This window comes from Helicobacter sp. MIT 05-5293 (genome assembly GCF_000765665.2).
Lineage (GTDB): Bacteria > Campylobacterota > Campylobacteria > Campylobacterales > Helicobacteraceae > Helicobacter_C.
Genome location: NZ_JROZ02000005.1, coordinates 16,813 through 36,700, shown reverse-complemented (window position 1 = coordinate 36,700; position 19,888 = coordinate 16,813). Strand labels below are relative to the sequence as shown.

The window sequence follows — 19,888 nt, the reverse complement described above, 5'->3', positions numbered from 1 at the left end:
CTACAAAGGCAAAGCAATGGATTCAGAAACACCAGAATTAGACACTCTCAAAAAACTTTACCCTAAGGCATTGCCTTATCATGCCGGTGGTAAAGTAGCTGTTTTCCCTCGCAAACGTTTGCGTTCGATTAAAGATCTTGGTTTGGCATATACTCCGGGTGTGGCTGTGCCTTGTAAGGAGATTGAGGCTCACCCATTGAGTGCGTATGATTATACTTCAAAAAGTAATCTTGTCGCTGTGATTAGTAATGGGACAGCTGTGTTGGGGCTTGGAGATATTGGGGCAATGGCAAGCAAACCTGTTATGGAGGGGAAAGCAATATTGTTTAAAACTTTTGCAGATGTAGATGCTTTTGATATTGAGATTAATGAAAAAGATGTCGATAAATTTGTGCAGATTGTCAAAGCCATTTCACCAACATTTGGCGGTATCAATTTGGAGGATATTAAATCCCCTGAATGTTTTGAAATAGAAAGAAGATTGATTGAAGAGTTAGATATTCCTGTAATGCACGATGACCAACACGGCACAGCGATTATTTCCACAGCTGCTATTATCAATGCTTTGTATTTGGTTAATAAAAAAGTTAGTGATGTAAAGGTTGTCGTATTTGGTGCAGGTGCAGCGGCAGTCGCTTGTGCGAAGATGTATAAGGCTTTGGGTGTCAGAAAGGTGGTAATGTTTGATTCTAAGGGGGCAATTACTGCTGATAGAAAAGATTTAAATGCGCTCAAAAAAGAATTTATTTGTGAGGGACATTATCCTACCTATAAAGATGCGCTAAAAGGTGCTGATGTCATATTGGGGCTTTCAAAAGGCAATTTGCTCACACCAGAAGACATTATGGGTATGAATAGTGATCCTTTGATTTTTGCCTTGAGCAATCCTACACCAGAAATTATGCCTGATATTGTCAAAAAGGCTCGTCCTGATGCGATTATTGCTACAGGTCGAAGTGATTTTCCTAATCAAATTAATAATGTGCTAGGTTTCCCTTATATTTTTAAGGGTGCGCTTAAGGTAAGGGCAAGTAAGATTAATGAAGAAATGAAATTTGCCGCAGCACATGCTATTGCTAAACTTGCTAGAGAGCCTATTACTAGCAAGCTTGAGGCATTACTCAAACAAAAAATGAGCTTTGGTAAAGATTATATTCTGCCTTCTGCTTTTGATGAAAGACTTGATGCAGTTGTATCACAAGCAGTCGCTGATGCAGCAGTAAAAAGCGGTGTGGCTAGAATCTAAAATATTATAAAATTGACAGCAAAGAATCTTTAAATCTGCGCCTTGTAGAGATTCTTTTGTTGTAGAGATGTTTTTATTTTTATCGTTTTTAAGATTTTTGAGTTTCTGCGTAGGTTTTTGCCCCGGCTTCTTTTAAAAGTGTTTTGTTTTTGTGTCCGTAAGCTTTATCAAGGGCTGTATAGGCTTTACCATCTTCTGTTGCGCTTAGATTGACATCTGCTCCAAGTTTGATAAGCATTTCTGTAGCTGTTCCTACAGGGCGATAATCCGAACTGGCTGCAAAGATGAGAGGTGTTTGGTTATTTTCTTTTGTTCTGATATTTATATCTGCGCCAAATTTAATGGCAATCTCCAGCTTTCTGACAGCTTGTTTTTTAGCCCAAAAATGTAGCATTGTCCAACCACTTTTGTCGTAGGTGTCAAATTTTGCTCCTTTTTGGATAAAAAGCTTAATGATTTCTTCATTCTCGCCACCACTATCAATATAATCTGTCAAGACATTCATTCCAGAATCGTTCGTGTAATCTGCCTTTAATCCATATTCAAAAAAATAATCCAACATTGTTAGATTTTTTGTCCTTTTTGCGATTTGTGCAGCCATAACTAATATAGTAACAGGATTAAACAAAGATATTTGTTTTCCATCTGCATTGGTGATAAGAGCCTCATAAAAAGCCTTTTCTACAGGATAATCTTTGAGAAAATATTTAATCTCTGTAAGTTTATTGTGGCGAATAAGATTGTTCAGATATTGATTGAGCTCCCTTCTTTCCTTGTAGCTCAAATTTTTGATATTTTCTGATATACCCATTATATATGTCCGTATTTTTAAAGATATTGTATTTATTCTATCATTTTTTTGATGCGGCAGGATAGGATTTGATTCTGATTTGGGGATTTTTTGTTGATAATTTTTAACAAAAGTATCTTTTTAAGGGCGATTTTTATTTTTTATGCAAGAAAAATGGCTTTAATATTGACATTTGTAGGCAAAGAGTCTTGAAAGTTAAGTGAATATAAAGTATCATCTTTGGTTAAAGTAATGTTGAAAAAAGTATTTTTATTGTCAAAAGAGTATTTAAGAATATTTAATCTATGTTGAAACATTGAAAATGTGTAAAAATTTGAATAAAAAAGGAGCGAATAATGAATAAACGGCTGGTTCTTGTCATTATAGGTGTTGTGATACTTGTCCTTATAGGACTTATTACTTTTAGCTCAATTATTTTTGAAACAAAAGAACCTGAAATAGAACTTACCAATGAGACGCTTCCCACACATTGGAATTTTCAAGATGATTTGGAAATCACCTTTAAAGATGAAAGCGGGATACGCGATTATCGGGTGCGTATGATGTTTAACGGGGAGGTATTGACTGATGAAAAAGAAGTGGTTTTAAATAAACCTAAGAGTATTAAAATCAAGCTTCCTAAAACTTCTACAACACTTAAAAATGGCACAGAAATCCAATATTATATTGAAGTTACAGATTGGAGTAACGCACATTTTTTCAGCGGTAATACTGCTAAAATCAAGCTTAATCTCATAGTCGATACCCAGCCACCACATATCATACCCATCGCACATTCTTACAGAATCACGCGCGGAGGAAGTGCAATGGTGGCGTTCCAAATAAAAGATATTGCGCTTAAAGATGTGTTTATCAGTAATGGCGTAGATCAATTTAAAATGTTTAAATATCTTGGAGATGATATTTATGTGAGCATTGTTGCTTGGCCCTTAAAGAACAAATTTTTTAATGCTCAAATTACAGCCGTTGATCAAGCAGGCAATACTCGGACACAAGATGTGCCTTTAGCACGCAATATGAATGTTACCTATTATCGCTCTAACATTCGTCTTCAAGAGAGTTTTCTCAATGGTAAGCTTAATGAGCTAATTGAACAAATTGATAAAAAACATGCCAGAACATTTGATGATGATATTGAACGTTTCGTCTTTTTTAATGAAACGATTCGCCAAGAAGATGAAAACAGAATCTTACGCGCTTGTAGCGATTTAAAATCAGATAAAAGCTTTATCGATGAGGATTTTCACGCTTTTGTCCCTTTGAAGGGTTCAAAGCTTGTAGGCAGTTTTGGGGATTACCGCACTTACTTTTTAGATGGGGCTAAAGTGAGTGAAGCTGTTCATTTAGGTATTGATGTCGCAAGTGTCAAAAATGCACCCATTATCGCAAGTAATCGTGGCATTGTGCTTTTGAATAGTCATTTGGGACTTTATGGTAATACGGCATTAATCTATCACGGCTTGGGTGTCTCATCTATCTATTCGCATATGTCTGAAAGCAATATTGAGGTTGGCGATGAGATTCGCGTTGGCGATGAGATTGGTAAAACAGGAACGACGGGTTGGGCATTTGGCGATCATTTACATTTTGGAATCTTGATTCAAGGGCATTTTGTTCTCCTTGCAGAATGGCTTGATTCTCAATGGATCAAACACAATATTCTTGATGTGCTGACCAAAACACAACAATATTATGCCTCTCAACCTTAAACGATCTTGTAGGGGTTTATAATGCTTAAAACACGGCAAAAGACGATCAAATTTTTTGAGTTTGAAGCAGGCGAAGATGAGCAAACTTATATTGATTTTATCAGCAAAAATTTTCCTCTTCTTAAATATCATACGCTTGCTTTTAAAGGAGAGATTAGCACAAAATTAGAATCATTTTTGCAATCTTTAAATCTACCCTTTATGTATGTGGGTGAAGCACTCCCAGAATCTCGCACACCAAAGTCTACAACGACTTTAAAAACAGACCCATCGGATGATAAATCTTCTCTTTCTGCCGTATCTAAGACTTTATTTATTGAAAAAATTATTCGTAGTGGGGAAGAGATTATCCATAATGGTGATATTATTATTGATACAAAAGTTAATAATGGCGCAAGAATCTTTAGTAAAGGCAATCTCATACTTTTAGATGAGTGTTATGGGAATGTTGAATGTGAAGGGGAATATCTTTTGTGTCATAAGATTTTTGCACCCGCGATTTTGTTTCAAGGTGTGTTGATTGGTGAATCATTTTTACAAACAATTAACCAAAGCAATGCACAATTAAAAATAATTCGCAAAATAGACGATGATGTCATTATAAAGGACTTAAAATGAAACAAAAAACTATTAAGAATAAAGTTGAGCTTGTAGGCATTGGTCTTCATAAGGGTGTGCCTGTCAAAATGGTGCTTGAACCATTAGCAGTTGATAGCGGGATTGTTTTTTTTCGTTCTGATTTGGGCGTGAGCATTGAGCTTAAAATGGAAAATGTAATTGATACGACAATGGCAACGGTATTAGGAAAAGGCGAAGCGAAAGTTTCTACCGTTGAGCATTTGCTTTCAGCGATACATGCTTATGGTATCGATAATATCAGAATCTCACTCAATAACGAAGAAGTGCCGATTATGGACGGAAGTGCTATTGGGTATTGTATGCTTTTAGAGGAAGCAGGTATTGTTTCTCAAAATGCGCCTAAAAAAGTTATTGCTATCAAAAAACCTATTGAAATCAAAGACGGAGAAAAATTTGTGCGTGTTGAACCGAGTGATCAAACAATTTTTGATTTTAGTATTGATTTTACGCACCCTGCTATCCGCCAACAACAATACAAATTTGTTTTTAGCACCAAAGCTTATAAGGAAGAAATTGCGCGTGCAAGAACTTTTGGATTCTTGCACGAAGTAAATTATTTGCGCTCTAAAGGATTGGCAAAGGGCGGAGATATGAGTAATTGTATTGTGCTTGATGAAAGCCGTATTCTCAATAAAGAAGGTTTGCGTTACAAAGAAGAATTCGTCCGCCACAAAATTCTTGATGCTATTGGCGATATGGCAGTGTTAAATATGCCTTTACTTGGCACTTATGTTTCATTTGCAGGAAGCCATAAGCTTAATCATTTACTTACCAAACAGCTTTTGAGCGATGAGAAGTCTTATGAAATTGTCAATCTTATTGATCAAGAAGAAGAATCTGTATCAGACTTTGCCTATGCAAATGAGATTCAATCCTGATTGATGCAAGATTTAGATATTATTTTAATCAGCATAGGGACGCCCGTATTGTGTGGGTTGTATCAATCCAAAAATGGGGATTTGAATCTTTTTGATACGATAACTTCCGCGGAAAAAACCCTCCAAGCCCTGCCAACTATTTTTGAGCGGATTTTGCCCGGAGAGCATCAAGATTGTCAATATCAGCATTTGAAACTTAGACGTATTTTTTACGCTAATGGACCCGGGAGCTTTACTTCACTTAAGCTCACGCACATTTTTTTGCACACTCTAAAAATACTTTATGACATTGAGCTTTATGCGACTTCAAGTTTTTATTTTACTACTTATCCTTATTTAAAAGCTTTTGGGAATCAATACTTTACACAATCCCATGATAATATTTCACTTGTTAGTGTGGATTCTGTCCCATCAGAAGCACTTCAAACAGCATTTCATTTGCCTCAAACATTTAACCCTAAAGATTTTACACAACTGACACAACCTCTTTATATTTTACCTCCCATTTAGGTATAATAACTTTTCTATAAAATTCGTGTTTGGAGTAAATCGTGATTGTTTCTGTTCCTGCCACAAGTGCTAATCTTGGACCGGGTTTTGATACCTTAGGTTTGGCACTTGATCTTAAAAATACTTTTCATATCACACCCTCAAAGCTGATGAGCATTCATATTGTGGGTGAGGGTGAAAATCGCCCCAAACTGCTTGTAGATAATGTATTTGTCAAAATTTTTAATGAAATCTTGGAGCAAAATCAATACGAAGCGCGTCCTTTTAAGTTTTTGTTTCACAATCAGATTCCTATTTCTCGCGGGCTTGGTTCAAGTTCGGCTGTGATTATCGGGGCGATTTTTAGCGCGTATCATATAATGCAAAAGCCTATTGATAAGCATGAGATTCTGAATCTTGCTCTTAAATATGAAAACCACCCAGATAATATCACACCTGCACTTTTTGGCGGATTTAATGTTGCAATGTTAGAATCTCAAGAGGTTGTGAGCCTACAAAAACCTATTCCTTCGGAGATTAAAGCCGTTGTTGTTGTGCCTTATACAACAATGTCTACGAGATTCTCTCGGCGCACTTTGCCTAAAAAATATACTGCCAAAGACGCTGTATTTAACCTCTCTCATGCTTGTGTGCTGACTTCAGCATTTATGAGTGGGAATTGGGAGCTTTTAAGATTGGCAAGCAAGGACAGATTTCACCAAGATGTGCGAATGAAAAATTTCCCTGTCCTTTTTAAGGTGCAAAAAACTGCCCTTGAGTGCGGAGCATTGATGAGCACACTTTCTGGGAGTGGTTCATCATTTTTAAATATTTGTTATCAAGAAGATAGTGTTTTGCTTAAAGAAAAACTAGAAAAAAAATTTCCTAAATTCAGAATCTTTGAATTAGCTTTTGATAATCTCGGTGCAACTCTCATAGAATCGTGAAAATCTTTGGTATAATGATATGAAGCAAAGCAAACAAATACGAATGTGTATCAAATGTCGCAAAAGATTCAAACAAAAGGAGCTACTTCGGCTACAATGTAAGAATGATTCCCTATGCAGTTTTAGCGGGAAAGGTAGAAGCTTTTATGTGTGTGAAGAATGTATCCATCATTCTAAGACACTTTCTGTTATTATCAAAATCAACAAACTCAAAGCCAGCGAAAATCATGCGGTGATTCTAAAGGAGATATATAATCTATGGGAAAAGTGAGACTATCCGAGATAGCTACAGAAACGGCTAAAAATGCTAAATTGGTTTATGAAAAAGCACTTGAAATGGGCTTAAGCGTGAAAACCCCTTCAAGTTCTGTTAGCCAAGAAGATGCAGCTGCATTATTTGAATTTCTTATGAGTGGTGTGAATCCTCGTGCGAACGAAACCAAAGAGACTTCTAAAAAAACAAAAAGCACCAAAACCAAAACTTCAGCTGAAAGCAAGAGTAGCACAAAAGAAGTAGCCAAAACTACAACTAGAAAGACTACCAAAACTAAAAGCAAACAGACAGAATCTACTGATTTGGCATCTATAGAACAACCCGAAGAGGTAGTAAAAGTAGAATCTCCTGAAGAATCTCCCTCTCAAGCTGCTCCTGCACCTGTATTGGAGACAAAGCCAAAAGCAGGTCTTCGTATTGTTCGCAAAAATAATACAAGTAATGTAGCACAAGCACAAACTCCAGCTGAAAGTGCTAAAAAAGATGAGCATAAAAAGAATGCTCCTAGTTATAAAGAATTGCTTGCAAATACAGCTCAAGAAGAGAGCAAAAAGAACAAAAAAGAAAAGTCAAAACCTAAGACGATCCAAAAGCATACGGATCAAAAGATGAATATCTTAGATAATCGTGATATTTCATTCCATTCGGATTATGATGAAGAACAAGATGAAATCGTGCTTTTTGACCTCAATGAGCAAGAAGTGCGAGATGAGGAAGAAGAGAATCAAATCCGACAAACCATTACCGAGCGTGTGCATATTCACAGAAAAAATCCTTGGATGAATGAGGGCAGCATACGAAGAGGCGGAAAAAGAAAAAAGACTGCTAAAGTTTCAAAGAATCTTGACAAAACAAGAGGTCCTATTGCTATCCCTGAAGAGATTCGTGTCTATGAATTTGCAGAAGCGGTGAAAATTGAGCTTAAAGATGTGATTAAAGTGCTTTTTAACTTAGGGGTGATGGCGACTAAAAACGATTTCTTAGATCGTGATGCGATTGAGATTCTCGCAGATGAGTTTGAGCTTGAAATATCGATTCATAATACTCAAGAGAGTGTCCTTATTGAATCTGAAGTTTCTTCCGATGCGCCTTTGGCAGAGCGTCCTCCTGTAGTAACAATTATGGGACATGTTGATCATGGGAAAACTTCTTTGCTTGATTTTATTCGTCAATCTCGTATCGCAAGCGGTGAAGCTGGAGGTATCACGCAACATATTGGCGCGTATATGGTAGAGAAGAATGGCAAAATGATCAGTTTTATTGACACACCCGGGCATGAAGCATTTACACAAATGCGAAGTCGTGGAGCGCAAGTTACAGATATTGCGATTATTGTTATAGCTGCTGATGATGGTGTCAAGCAGCAAACAATCGAAGCACTTAACCACGCTAAGGCTGCTGATGTTCAAATTATTATCGCTATGAATAAAATGGATAAAGAAAATGCCAACCCTGATAAATTGAAAGCAGAATGTGCGGAGCTTGGATTCACACCTAATGAATGGGGTGGAGAGTATGAGTTTATTCCTATTTCGGCTAAAACCGGTGAGGGTGTAGAAACATTACTAGAGACGATTTTGATACAAGCCGAAGTGCTTGAGCTTAAAGCCAATAATCAATGTCGTGCCAAAGCAATTGTTTTGGAGGCAAGTCTTGAAAAGGGACGAGGACCTGTGGCAACGATTATTATGCAAAATGGTATGTTAAAGGTGGGTGATTCCGTTGTGGCTGATACCGCCTTTGGGAGAGTAAGGGCATTGCTTGATGATAGAGGAAGAATGATTGATAAACTTCTTCCTTCGGGCGTAGCAGTCGTTACAGGACTTTCTGAAGTGCCTAGTGCAGGTGCGGTGTTGCAAAGTGTTGAAAATGATGCCATAGCACGAGAATATGCACAAAAACGCGCTTTGTATTTGCGACAAAAAGAACTTAGTAAATCTACTAAGGTTACTTTTGATGAATTGGGAGAGATGGTTGCAAAAGGGCAACTTAAAACACTTCCTTTGATTGTGAAAGCCGATACACAAGGCAGTCTTGAGGCTATCAAGGCGAGTTTGGAGAAACTCAACAATGATGAGGTGCGAATCAATGTCATTGCATCAGGCGTAGGAGGCATTAGCGAAAGTGATATTGCCTTGTGCGCGACAAGTGCAAATAGCCTTATTTTAGGTTTTAATGTTCGTCCTACCGGTAGTGTGAAAGCTAAGGCTAAAGAGCTGTGCGTGCAAATCAAGACTTATTCTATTATCTACACTCTGATTGATGATATTAAATCGTTGCTTGGAGGCTTGATGTCGCCTATTTTTGAAGAAGAAAACACAGGACAAGCCGAAGTAAGAGAGACATTTAATATCCCTAAAGTAGGCACTGTCGCTGGTTGTATGGTCGTTGATGGCAGTATCCAACGCGGTATTAAGGTGCGATTAATCCGTGATGGTGTGGTGATTCATAATGGTCTTATTGCTTCACTTAAACGTTTTAAAGATGATGCAAAAGAGGTTTCTAAGGGTTATGAATGTGGTATTATGCTTGAAAATTATAATGATGTAAAAGTAGGTGATGTTTTTGAAACCTACAAGGAAATTACAAAAACAAAGACATTGTAATCCCTCTATCGCATAAAATGATAGAGGTTAATGACTTTAAAATTTTATAATGTTTTGCGTGCTTTTTGAGAGATTCTCTTAAGAAGCAGATAAAATCCTATGCCTAGTGCCAAAAAAACAAGAGGGATAAGGTATGAATGCGCATCAACACTTTCGAGAATCTTTACCACCATACCGCTTGCATAATATCCTAAAAGCCCTACGACAATCGCCCAAATCACACAGGCAATAGCATTGACGAACGAAAATTTCTTTAAATTAAAATTCATCATTCCTATGCTCAAAGGCACAATCGTTTTGATACCATAAAGGTATTTACAAAAAATAATCAGCCATGATCCGTATTTTCTTGTCCAAATTTGAGCTAATGCGAGTTTGCGTTTATGTTTGCTCAAAAAAGAAGTAATTTCCTTTTTTTGGTATCGAGCGAGAAAGGCAAGCATCGTGCTTCCTACAAAATTGCCTACACCCGAAACAACAATAACGATATAAAGATCCATTTTGTCTAATGTGCTCATTATGGCTGCGGTGATTAAGCCTACATAGCCGCCTCCTAATGAATAAAAGAAGAGTAAGATATATCCCCATTTTTCTAATGAGCTAATTGTAGCTTCCATTGTGTTCCTTTAGAATCTAAAAAATTAAAATAATAAAGGGTGCATTCTAGCATAATGATAATAAATATTAAAAACTTTATTTGACAGCATGTAAAGATTTATCATAAAGATGATAAATGCGATCACACAAAAGAGCAATATCTTGGTCGTGTGTAGCGAGAATCAAAGCACCATTTTGTGCCTTGATATATGAAAACATCACTTCCATTACCTTGAGTGCAGTTTGTTTGTCAAGATTCCCTGTGGGTTCATCGGCAAAAATAATCTTAGGTTTTTTGGTTAAAACACGCGCGATTGAAAGCCTTTGTTGCTGCCCTCCACTAAGCTCACCGATATTTTGATGCACGACATCTTTAATACCAAAAGATTCTAAAATATCTGTATCAATGGGCTGTTTGGAGAGAATAGACGCGACTTGCAGATTCTCAATACCGCTGAAACCGCGAAATAAATAATGGGCTTGAAAAACAATCCCTATATGCAAACGGCGTAGCAATAGCAGGTCTTTTGCAGGGAGTTGATAAATATTTTCAATATCTAATAGCGAAACGATGCCCTTTTTGGGTGGAAGAAGTGTCGAGAGATTATTAAGTATGGTGGATTTACCGCTACCACTTACCCCTAAAATCGCAATGCTCTCTCCTGCCTTAACACTAAGATTCAAATCAGTATAAAGGAGGTTTTCAAACTGATGCGATAGCTCGGTTGCTTGTAATAGCGTTTCCATAAATATCCTTATTGAAAGACTTTGCCACATTATAGCGTAAAATATTGATTTAAGGCTACACAAGCCTTTTGGGCTTTGCTTGGTTGAGGGGATATTTTCTTTTGATTAAAGTTAGCGTTATAGAATCTAATCCATTAGCTTTGTGTCAGGGCTAAAATTCAAGATGAAGGAAGATGATGAAAAAACTAATCACACTCGCATTTTTTGGTGCAATTTGTGGAATGCCTTTAATGGCTCAAGATTACAAAGTCGATGCAAGCCATTCTTCTGTCGGTTTTGGTGTGAAGCATATGTCAGTGAGCAATGTAAAAGGAAGTTTTGATAAATTTAGCGGAAAAGTTGATGTAGAAGGCAAAAAGATCAACGCACTAGAGGGCGAAGTCGAAATCACTTCAATCAATACTAATTCTAACGCGCGTGATAAGCATCTTATCGCACCAGATTTTTTTGATTCTAAAAAATTCCCCAAAGCGACTTTGAAACTTGTCAAACATAGCGGTAAAAAACTTCAAGCAGATGTTACAATGCGCGGAGTTACTAAGCGAGTAGATTTTAATGTTGAGCTTAATGGTCCTGTCAAACACCCTAAAACAGGTAAAAATATCATTGCTTTGACTTTAGAGGGCAAGCTTAATCGCAAAGATTTTGGTATCGGTGCAGATACAGGTGATATGATGATAAGTGATAATGTCGATATAAAAATCGAAATTGAGGCAAGCGAAGCATAAGGCTTGCGCTTACAAGGATTCTAAAAAGATTTCATTTGCGTGAAGCTTTTTAGAATCAGACTTTTTGTAATGCGTATTGTTTTTACAACTCCCCACATAATCTCTCAAACTCTTGATAATATTTCCAAGATTCTATCAATTCGGGTCTTTCTCGCTTTAGGATTTGATACTCTTGATCAAAGATTGCTTTAAAATCTCTTGCGACTTGTGGATTGAGCTTGAAATATTCTAACACATCTTTTTCACTAAGATTATTTGCGCGTCTTGTGGCGACAATATCAAGAATCGTATCCAAAGTTTCCTTGACTTCAGATTGCACAAATGAGAGATTTGCAGAGAGTTTATCAAGGTCTTGATTTTTGATATAAACTCTTAATTTTTCCAAATCCACATTGTTTTGATAAGAAGAAGGCACGAGATTTTCAGTCATATCTGTGTGTTTTTGACTATGATTGTATTTATCTATCACAAGCGTGATAATATCGCCCCCGCAGTCAAGATTCAGAAATAAAGGCAAGAGAAAATAAACATCTCCGTATTCTCTTTGTGCGTAATCTTCTCTTTCCTCTTCTTTGGGTGGTTCAAATCCAAGCTTATCGCTTAAGTCTTTCATTGTCTCAAAGGCACGACTTGCAGAGATTTCACCCATATCGACAAAATATTTTTGTGTGCAATTAGGGAAAGAGGCAATAATCTCATTGAGACAAAAGACAGAGTGTATTTTGTCCTTTTTTCTATTGGAGGCAATAAATTTTAGATAATTTAAGCAGGGTTTGGGGGAATAATTGTATTGTTGAGAAGGTAAATCAAAAGAGATGAAGTATCTTAATGCGGCATAAAGCGTTTTCTGCCCCCCCCCCCATTACTTGATAGCCATCTGTTCGATGATGGACGAAATTCACCATAGATTTGCATATTGAGATAGGGTCTCGGACGAGGATAAGCGCAGGTATTTTGGCGGGTTGGAGAAGTGAAGTGTATTTTTCGTAGCCCTCGAAATTCCATTCACTTAGCATGCAAATCGGATAGGTCGGATAGGAGGATAGTAATCGGAGTTCATTTGTATATCTTTTTGCACCATTTTCCAAAAAATGCACATTAAAGGAAATATTGGATTTTTTTAAGAATCTTATCATAGCATTGTGCCCCGCTCTGTGGGTGGTCAAAAAGAGAAAGCGGAAGTCTTGAGGGATTGGAATCTTGCGCCAAAAGGCAAAAGAAAAGGCGAGATTTCCTAATGATGATTTTGCAAGTCTGTATTTCAAACAAGCCAAGATGCCTTTTGATTTGAGCAAAGTTAAGGTTTTTGATGCCATTTGTGTCCTTTAGGGTTAATTGTGTGAGTGGGCTTAGAGGCTTAGATTCTTTTCATCTCATATTGGATTCCCTGCCCCTCAAGCGCACAGAGAATCTTATCAAAATTTGCTTCATTTTCTGCTTCAAAATACACAGCAATCCCGCAATCACTTGAAAATTCGCGTGGAGTAGGGACGAGCTTGACAAAGATTCTAAGATTTTTTAGAATCTCCTCACTTTCAAATGCGCTAGAAGTCGTAAATACAAGAATATAGCCCTTAATCATTAGAATCTCTTTTTGCGATTTCTTGGAATGCTGTAATCACAGATTCTATCTCTGTGTTTGTGTTAAAAGCTCCCGGACTTAGGCGAATCGTCCCTCCACGCTCAAAACTCCCCAAACTTTTATGACTAGAAGGAGAGCAATGCAGCCCCACACGCACGCAGATACCAAACTCTCTATCTAGAATCTCGCCTATGCGTGAGAGTGTGTAATGGGGTAAATCTACTGATAATGTCCCGCCACTTCGCCCTTGTGTTTGGTAAATCTTAAGTTTTGGGATTCTGCTAAGTCCGCTGATGAGTTGTTCTCTCAAAAGCAATTCGTGTTGGTGAATCTTAGCGACACCTTTTGCTTTAATCCACTCTAACCCCGCTTTTAGCCCTGTGATTCCGTGCATATTGGGCGTGCCACTCTCAAACCTATCGGGTAGGAAGCTCGGCTGAATCTCCGTTTCACTTAGGCTTCCTGTGCCTCCGAAAATAAGCGGAGAAATACATTCTGTATCAAAAGAATCCGCTATGACAAGTGCGCCTACTCCCATAGGTGAGAGTAAGCCTTTGTGCGCACTAAGGGCTAGAAAATCTACTTGTTGCATCACATCATTCATCTCTACACAGCCGACACTCTGTGCTCCATCAAGCAAGAAAGCGACATTGTGAGCTTTGGCAAGTGCGCTCAAATCCTCTAGCGGAATCATTGCACCGCTGACATTATTAATATGCGCACATGCTAGGAGTTTTGCGCCTTTAAGCATTGCTTTTGCTTTTTTCAAATCAAGCGTGTGTGTGGAGTTACACGGAATCTCCCGCACTTCTAACTTAAGGCGGTTTTTTAGCGCATTAAGCGGGCGTTTAATTGCATTGTGTTCCATTTGGGTAACCACGACAATATCATTTTCTTTGAGGAATCCTTGCAAAAGCGTATTGATTGCCATTGTAGCATTGAGTGTAAAAAGGACGCGCTTACAATCTCTCAAGCCGACCAAATCAGCCAAAAGTCTCCGCGTTTGATAAAGGATTCTGCCAGATTCTATGGAGAGAGAATGTCCGCTTCGTCCCGCACTCGCACCGATATTTTCCAAAAACTCAATAACGGCTTCTTTGACGCCCGGAGCTTTGGGAAAAGTGGTCGCAGCATTGTCTAGGTAAATGTATGTTTTCTGCATTTTGAATTTCTTTTGTTATGTTTGAAATTATATTCTAAAGATTCTCATAATGGAAACTTAAGTGGGAGATTCTCAACAATCCAAAGCAGTAAGTTATAATAGCTTGGGTTTATTGTCTAAGCAATCCAAACAAAAGAATCTAGCAATAACGCGGTAGAAAAACTACCGCGAGATTCTCATTTAGGATTTTTTCAAGATAAATTCTAAATCCTCGCCATTTTGTGCTTCACTTGTGATAGTGTATCCACTATTTGTAGCAAGGCGCACGATATTATCGCTACTCGCACCACAACTGCAAAGCACTCTAATTTCACTCTCTCCTTTATCTAGCAAAGGTTTGAGATTTAGCACGGGTTCAGGGCAACTAAGCCCTCGCACATCAAGTTCTACCATTTCAACTCCTTTTTTCTCTTGCAAAAATTGCCACAAGTAAGCAGAAAATAAAGCCTATGATGACTGCCATAGGTGCGTTTGCTCCAATCCCTGCTGGTGAGCTAGCAAGGGAAAAATTATGCGCAAATGCTGCACCCACAAGAAGCCCAAGCACAAACACCGCTGCATCGCCATCTCCTTCGCCGCTAAGGATAATCTGTCTTCCCGGACAACCCCCTGCCAAAGTAAATGCGATTCCAGCTAAAGCCATACCTAAGAAATTCCAAAGTGTGTCGTTGTGCGCAATAGGTTGATTCTCAAATCCCGGATGAAAGAATCCTAATGCAAGATTGGTGATGAATGCAACAACGACTAATGCAACCACGCCTTGTAAAATGTGCGTATCGCGCATAAGGATTGTATCACGCACGGCGGCAATCATACAAAATCGGCTTTTTTGAAAGATAATCCCCAAAAATAGCCCTGCGACAAGTGAAATAATGAGCGGAGCGTGCATGGAGCCGGGTCCTTTTTCAGAGAATTTAATCGGCGTTTCCTCTCCTGTAAGCCCCCAAAAGAGAAGCCCGAGCAATCCTAATGCAAAGAGTGGGAAGACAAGCCCTATAATCTTACTTGCAGGGCGGTTGCGTCCGAGTGAGAATCCGCGCTTAAGGAAGAATATACCAATAAGGATTCCAAAGACTAGCCCAAAAACCCCTGCAATTGCAGTCCAATCCCCAGCACTTAGTCTTAGCCACATTCTCCAAGGGCAGCCTAAAAATACTAATGCACCAATCATCGCAAACACACCAAGCCAAAAGCGCACAATCGGCGCACTTCCTGCGCGTGGGCGAAATTCTCTAAAAAGCAATGATGCAACTAATGCACCGATGATTAATCCAATAATTTCAGGACGAATGTATTGCACAATCCCTGCTTGATGAAGATTGAGCGCGCCTGCAATGTCGCGTGTGAAGCACGCCGCACATACTCCCATATTGCCGGGATTACCAAAATAAACAAGAACAGGAGCAATGACACCAAAAATAGCTCCTGCTAGAATGGGTAAAATAGCGATTTTCATTGAAAATCCTTTGTAGAAATTGTAATGACTAAGCCTTAGTCCTAGGATTTTAGAGATTCTCGCCTAAGAGGCGAGAATGGAGAGTTTAGGAATTAATGCACTTCGCTCCAAATGCGACGTTTCCATAGATAAGCAAGCACACTCATTACAGCAAAGAAGATCATTAAATACACACCCAATTTTTCACGCTCTGCTTTTTTAGAATCACCGATTGATTCAATATAAGCAACAACTTTTTCTTGAGATTCTTGAGTAAGTCCTACTCGAGGCATAGAAAGCCCTACGGGTAAAACACCTAATTCCTTAGCAAGATTGCTGTAATCTTGGTCATCTTGCCATGGACTTTTTGCTGTGTTAGCAGGAAGAGAACCTTCTTTTTTAATGATCGCATCTTTTATATCTTTGTAAGAAACTTTTTGAGGATCATTAATGAAGTATTCTAAATAATGCTCACCTTTACTGCGAATCATTGTCGAAAGGTCAGGAGCTGCTGAACCAAGATAAACGGCAATATGATCAGGTGCAGATTGAGAAGAGACTTTATCGTATTTCATACTATGGCATCGAGAGCAGGCATTAAGGAAAATGACCTTATTAGTCATATCTTCCTCAATTTGAGCAAGTTCTTTTTGTTTTTGTGCTTCTGAAAGAGTTGTTTTCTCAAGAGCTTCTTTTTTGCTGATAAATTCGCTAGATTCTAAAACTTGTTGTTTTAATGCTTTAGAGCCTATAGATTTAAGATAAGCTACCATATCAGCAACTTCTTCATTGATGTCTCCACCCATACCATAGAATGGTGTCATAGGAAAATCACCATCAGGGAATTTGTGTGAGAGTTTGAGCGCATTGACAGGATCAAGAATCAAATTTGCAAGGAATTTTTCATCATAAATTGCGCCTGCGACAGATAAATCAGGAGTAAAAAGCGTTGCATCTTTGTTATCACGCATAAAGATTACAGAATCTCCACCTTCAATGCCTGCAGCTTTAAGACTATGGCAGGCTGTGCATGACATTTCGATTAGCTCTTTGCCTTTTTGGGCATCGCCTTTAGATAAATCAATATCTTGCAAATCATGGAATTCAAAGTCTGGTTTAGCGACTTGAGGGTGAAAAATAGAATGCGCTAATGGTTCAACACCCCAATATAAAACACCTACAACGACAACCAAAATGGCTAAAATTTTTATTTCTTTCATTTTAGTGCTCCTTCTTATTTATTCTTTTTTTGTTCGATCATAGTTACAACAGGTAACACTACAAACACAAGGAGCAAGAATCCAATAGAAGCAACAAAACCAATAAAGTTATTTGCCCCTTCTGGAGGAAGTTTGCCAAAGATTGTAAGCACGATCATATCCACAATTAAGAGACAATACCATATAAAATAGCCGGATCGTTTATGCGCAGGAGCAATTTTAGAGCTTCTGTCAAGCCATGGAAGGAAAAGGAACGCAACTTGTGCAATACCAAATGCTACCAATCCAAGATCAGCACTAAAGAAGAAGCCTCGTAATACTTCATAACTCCACAAGAAATACCATTCAGGATAAATGTGAGCTGGTGTTTTCATATTATTAGCAGGATCAAAGTTAATGGGATCCATTGCAAAATCAAAATGGAAACATACTAAGTAGAAGAATCCTATCATAAACAAGCACACAACAAAGATGTCTTTAGAGAGGAATACAGGCCAGAAAGGAATGACTTTAGATTCTTTTTTCTTACCTTCTTCGTATTTTTTTGCTTCAGCAGCATAATCAATTTCTTCACCATCTTCATTATTAACATGAGGCATTCTCAATGTGTAGAAGTGTAGTCCAATCACACCCATAATAACGATAGGTAATAGGCACACATGGAGCATAAAGAATCGTGTAAGTGTAGAATCTGCAACCACAAAGTTACCTCGCACCCATTCAACCACATCAGGACCGATAAAAGGAATGCCACCGAAAAGATTTGTAATTACTGCTGCTGCCCAATAGCTCATTTGTCCCCAAGGGAGCATATAGCCACTGAATGCTTCAGCTGAAAAAAGCACGAAAATGAGCATTCCGCCAATCCATACGACTTCTCGACCTCTTTTGAACGAACCATAATAAATCGCTACAAACATATGGATATAAATGATTAAGAATATCATACTTGCAGCCACAGCGTGGATATGTCTCCACAGCCACCCAAAGGCGACTTCGCTCATAATCGTATGATTGACGCTATCAAAAGCAAGATTCACATCAGGCTTATAATACATCAAAAGAAAAAATCCAGAAACCACAAGCAATGAGAATAAAGTCAATAAGACGACACCCATTGCCCACAAAAAGTTGATATTCTTGGGAATCCAATATTTTGTCATCATGACTTGTAATAATTTTTTAATAGCAAGTCTTTGATCGAGCCAATCTCCCAAGCCTTGAGCTTTTTTTACTTCCATATTTCCTCCTTACGCTTTTGCTTCAAGCAAAGCTTTATATTCTTGACCCTCTTCACCGAGCACCATTTTTGTCCCATCGATTCTAAAAGGTGGAATATCCATAGGACGTGGGGGAGGTGTGCCGGGTTCATTGACACCAGAAGCATTGAATCTTCCTCCATGGCAAGCACAAGCAAACTCTTGAGCGGCTTGATTAAAGCTAGGAATACAGCCTAAATGGGTGCAGATTTGAATCCCTACGGTGTAAATAGCACCCCCTACTTCAAAATCCCGTCCTTCTACTTTTTGCGAACCTGCGGATTTTTTGAGGATATAGACAGGCTTACCCCTCCATTCAACGGTTTGCAAAACACCTTCTTGCAAAGCACTTAGATCCACGGTTGAAAAACCTGCAGATACAACGCTAGGCAATGGATCCCAAGAGCGTTTCATTGCATAAAGTGATGCGACAGCACCCACTGCAGCAACGCCACCAAGAGCCATTCCTAGAAAATCTCGTCTTTTGATTTCTTGCATCTTTTCTCCTTTCTTTGGTTTTGGTAAATCCCTAATAAACTCATTATGCTATAAAAAAAGGGCTTAAATATTGTTTATTTTTTGTTAAAGTTTTTGTGTATTTTTTCAGTGTGTTATAATCGCAGCATTATATTTGGAAGTTTTAATTAATCTTGTGGTTGTTGAAAATCTTTTGTTCAAATGAGGATTAGTAATGAATCTTAGTGATTTTGTGCATCATTGCGTGGCATTTATCGAATCTCAAGTGCGCTCACGTGGCTTTGACAGAGTGGTTTTGGGATTAAGTGGAGGTATTGATTCCGCTGTGGTTGCTTATTTGGCAAGCAAGGCGTTAGGGTATTCATCGGTAAGTGCGCTTTTGATGCCCTCTAAAAATTCACAAAAACATCATCTTGATGATGCGATAAAACTTGCAGATATTTTAAAATTAGATTCTCATATTATTCCTTTAGCTCCTTTTCAACAAGATTTTGAGGCGCATATAGATTCTATAAATGTTACAGAATCTATAGAATCTACCCAGACAAATCAAAATGATAAGCAGCGTAAACTACGCGTGGGGAATTTTTGTGCGCGAATGCGTATGACTTTGCTCTATGATTTTGCTTATGCTTCTCGTGCTCTTGTATTAGGCACAAGCAACAAAAGTGAGTTATTGTTAGGCTATGGCACGATATTTGGAGACTTAGCATGTGCGATCAATCCTATCGGAGGTTTTTATAAAACACAAATTTATGAAATCGCAAGAATCTTGCATATCCCTCAACATATTATCGATAAAAAACCTAGTGCGGATTTATTTGAGAATCAAAGTGATGAAAGCGATTTGGGTTACACTTATCATGAAATCGACCCTCTTTTGCAAGCAATAGAGAATCTAGGAGAACATTCAGACATCACATTGCTTAATAGTCAATTGGTGCATTTGGGCTTTGACCAAACAATGGTAGAATCCATTACTAAACGCGTAAAGGCTAATGCCTTTAAACGCTCAATGCCTTTAGTGTTTCAACCTCAAACTTTTATCAAGACAAATCTCACCGAGTAATTTTAAGGAGCGT

The 19,888-nt window shown here is 38.2% G+C and carries 22 protein-coding genes; 10 read left to right on the top strand and 12 right to left on the bottom strand.

The annotated features are described in order from the left end of the window. Positions 1–16 precede the first annotated feature (16 nt). Positions 17–1,246, top strand: a complete 1,230-nt coding sequence (locus LS68_RS08785; RefSeq protein WP_034373232.1) for a malic enzyme-like NAD(P)-binding protein — start codon at positions 17–19, stop codon at positions 1,244–1,246. A gap of 88 nt (positions 1,247–1,334) precedes the next feature. Here the strand turns inward: LS68_RS08785 and LS68_RS08780 are convergent, their stop codons facing one another. Next, positions 1,335–2,057 (bottom strand): ankyrin repeat domain-containing protein, encoded by a 723-nt coding sequence (locus LS68_RS08780; RefSeq protein ID WP_052100500.1) that lies wholly within the window; start codon positions 2,055–2,057, stop codon positions 1,335–1,337. Between the two features lie 335 nt (positions 2,058–2,392). Between LS68_RS08780 and LS68_RS08775 the strand changes: the two genes are divergently transcribed. Genes LS68_RS08775 through infB form a run of 7 tightly spaced genes read left to right on the top strand, consistent with a single transcriptional unit; the run spans position 2,393 to position 9,599 of the window. After that, complete coding sequence (locus LS68_RS08775) at positions 2,393–3,766, top strand: M23 family metallopeptidase (RefSeq protein WP_241993729.1); 1,374 nt, start codon at positions 2,393–2,395, stop codon at positions 3,764–3,766. A gap of 21 nt (positions 3,767–3,787) precedes the next feature. Then, the gene (locus LS68_RS08770) at positions 3,788–4,384 is read left to right on the top strand and encodes a septum site-determining protein MinC (protein WP_034373226.1); all 597 of its coding nucleotides are present in this window, start codon (positions 3,788–3,790) and stop codon (positions 4,382–4,384) included. After that, positions 4,381–5,283 (top strand): UDP-3-O-acyl-N-acetylglucosamine deacetylase, encoded by a 903-nt coding sequence (gene lpxC, locus LS68_RS08765; protein WP_034373224.1) that lies wholly within the window; start codon positions 4,381–4,383, stop codon positions 5,281–5,283. The genes LS68_RS08770 and lpxC overlap by 4 nt, the downstream gene beginning before the upstream one ends. A gap of 3 nt (positions 5,284–5,286) precedes the next feature. Continuing rightward, positions 5,287–5,793: a hypothetical protein gene (locus tag LS68_RS08760; protein ID WP_034373221.1), complete on the top strand. Its 507-nt coding sequence runs from the start codon at positions 5,287–5,289 to the stop codon at positions 5,791–5,793. Positions 5,794–5,834: 41 nt separating this feature from the next. Next, positions 5,835–6,719 carry a homoserine kinase gene (thrB, locus tag LS68_RS08755; protein WP_034373217.1) on the top strand — a complete coding sequence of 295 codons (885 nt, stop codon included), beginning with the start codon at positions 5,835–5,837 and terminating at the stop codon, positions 6,717–6,719. A 19-nt stretch (positions 6,720–6,738) separates the two neighbouring features. Continuing rightward, on the top strand, positions 6,739–6,990 hold the full coding sequence (locus LS68_RS08750) for a DUF448 domain-containing protein (protein ID WP_081950970.1): 252 nt from the start codon (positions 6,739–6,741) through the stop codon (positions 6,988–6,990). Next, positions 6,978–9,599: a translation initiation factor IF-2 gene (infB, locus tag LS68_RS08745; RefSeq protein ID WP_034373214.1), complete on the top strand. Its 2,622-nt coding sequence runs from the start codon at positions 6,978–6,980 to the stop codon at positions 9,597–9,599. The genes LS68_RS08750 and infB overlap by 13 nt, the downstream gene beginning before the upstream one ends. Before the next feature lie 44 nt (positions 9,600–9,643). Here the strand turns inward: infB and LS68_RS08740 are convergent, their stop codons facing one another. Continuing rightward, complete coding sequence (locus LS68_RS08740) at positions 9,644–10,216, bottom strand: DedA family protein (RefSeq protein WP_034373212.1); 573 nt, start codon at positions 10,214–10,216, stop codon at positions 9,644–9,646. Positions 10,217–10,292: 76 nt separating this feature from the next. Continuing rightward, positions 10,293–10,943: an ATP-binding cassette domain-containing protein gene (locus LS68_RS08735; RefSeq protein ID WP_034373209.1), complete on the bottom strand. Its 651-nt coding sequence runs from the start codon at positions 10,941–10,943 to the stop codon at positions 10,293–10,295. A gap of 176 nt (positions 10,944–11,119) precedes the next feature. Between LS68_RS08735 and LS68_RS08730 the strand changes: the two genes are divergently transcribed. Continuing rightward, positions 11,120–11,671, top strand: coding sequence for a YceI family protein (locus LS68_RS08730; RefSeq protein ID WP_034373206.1), 552 nt, complete (start codon positions 11,120–11,122; stop codon positions 11,669–11,671). A gap of 82 nt (positions 11,672–11,753) precedes the next feature. Here the strand turns inward: LS68_RS08730 and LS68_RS08725 are convergent, their stop codons facing one another. From LS68_RS08725 to LS68_RS08685, 9 genes are all read right to left on the bottom strand, one after another. Then, positions 11,754–12,320 carry a DUF2972 domain-containing protein gene (locus tag LS68_RS08725; RefSeq protein ID WP_138091422.1) on the bottom strand — a complete coding sequence of 189 codons (567 nt, stop codon included), beginning with the start codon at positions 12,318–12,320 and terminating at the stop codon, positions 11,754–11,756. A 157-nt stretch (positions 12,321–12,477) separates the two neighbouring features. Then, positions 12,478–12,987: a hypothetical protein gene (locus tag LS68_RS08720; protein ID WP_138091420.1), complete on the bottom strand. Its 510-nt coding sequence runs from the start codon at positions 12,985–12,987 to the stop codon at positions 12,478–12,480. A 41-nt stretch (positions 12,988–13,028) separates the two neighbouring features. After that, positions 13,029–13,253, bottom strand: a complete 225-nt coding sequence (locus LS68_RS08715; RefSeq protein ID WP_034373442.1) for a DUF3343 domain-containing protein — start codon at positions 13,251–13,253, stop codon at positions 13,029–13,031. After that, a complete protein-coding gene (locus LS68_RS08710) occupies positions 13,246–14,415 on the bottom strand; it encodes an aminotransferase class V-fold PLP-dependent enzyme (protein WP_034373445.1) in 1,170 nt (389 codons plus the stop codon). Before LS68_RS08710 ends, LS68_RS08715 begins: the two co-directional genes overlap by 8 nt. Before the next feature lie 180 nt (positions 14,416–14,595). Next, positions 14,596–14,808 carry a sulfurtransferase TusA family protein gene (locus LS68_RS08705; protein ID WP_034373448.1) on the bottom strand — a complete coding sequence of 71 codons (213 nt, stop codon included), beginning with the start codon at positions 14,806–14,808 and terminating at the stop codon, positions 14,596–14,598. Position 14,809: 1 nt separating this feature from the next. Then, positions 14,810–15,871 carry a YedE family putative selenium transporter gene (gene yedE, locus LS68_RS08700; protein ID WP_034373451.1) on the bottom strand — a complete coding sequence of 354 codons (1,062 nt, stop codon included), beginning with the start codon at positions 15,869–15,871 and terminating at the stop codon, positions 14,810–14,812. A gap of 92 nt (positions 15,872–15,963) precedes the next feature. Next, complete coding sequence (locus tag LS68_RS08695) at positions 15,964–17,070, bottom strand: c-type cytochrome (RefSeq protein WP_034373453.1); 1,107 nt, start codon at positions 17,068–17,070, stop codon at positions 15,964–15,966. A 14-nt stretch (positions 17,071–17,084) separates the two neighbouring features. Further along, positions 17,085–18,311, bottom strand: a complete 1,227-nt coding sequence (locus LS68_RS08690; RefSeq protein ID WP_034373456.1) for a cytochrome bc complex cytochrome b subunit — start codon at positions 18,309–18,311, stop codon at positions 17,085–17,087. A 9-nt stretch (positions 18,312–18,320) separates the two neighbouring features. Further along, the gene (locus tag LS68_RS08685) at positions 18,321–18,827 is read right to left on the bottom strand and encodes a Rieske 2Fe-2S domain-containing protein (RefSeq protein WP_034373459.1); all 507 of its coding nucleotides are present in this window, start codon (positions 18,825–18,827) and stop codon (positions 18,321–18,323) included. Positions 18,828–19,020: 193 nt separating this feature from the next. On the opposite strand from LS68_RS08685, the gene LS68_RS08680 reads away from it, so the two are divergent. Next, positions 19,021–19,875: an NAD+ synthase gene (locus tag LS68_RS08680; protein WP_034373462.1), complete on the top strand. Its 855-nt coding sequence runs from the start codon at positions 19,021–19,023 to the stop codon at positions 19,873–19,875. Positions 19,876–19,888 lie beyond the last annotated feature (13 nt).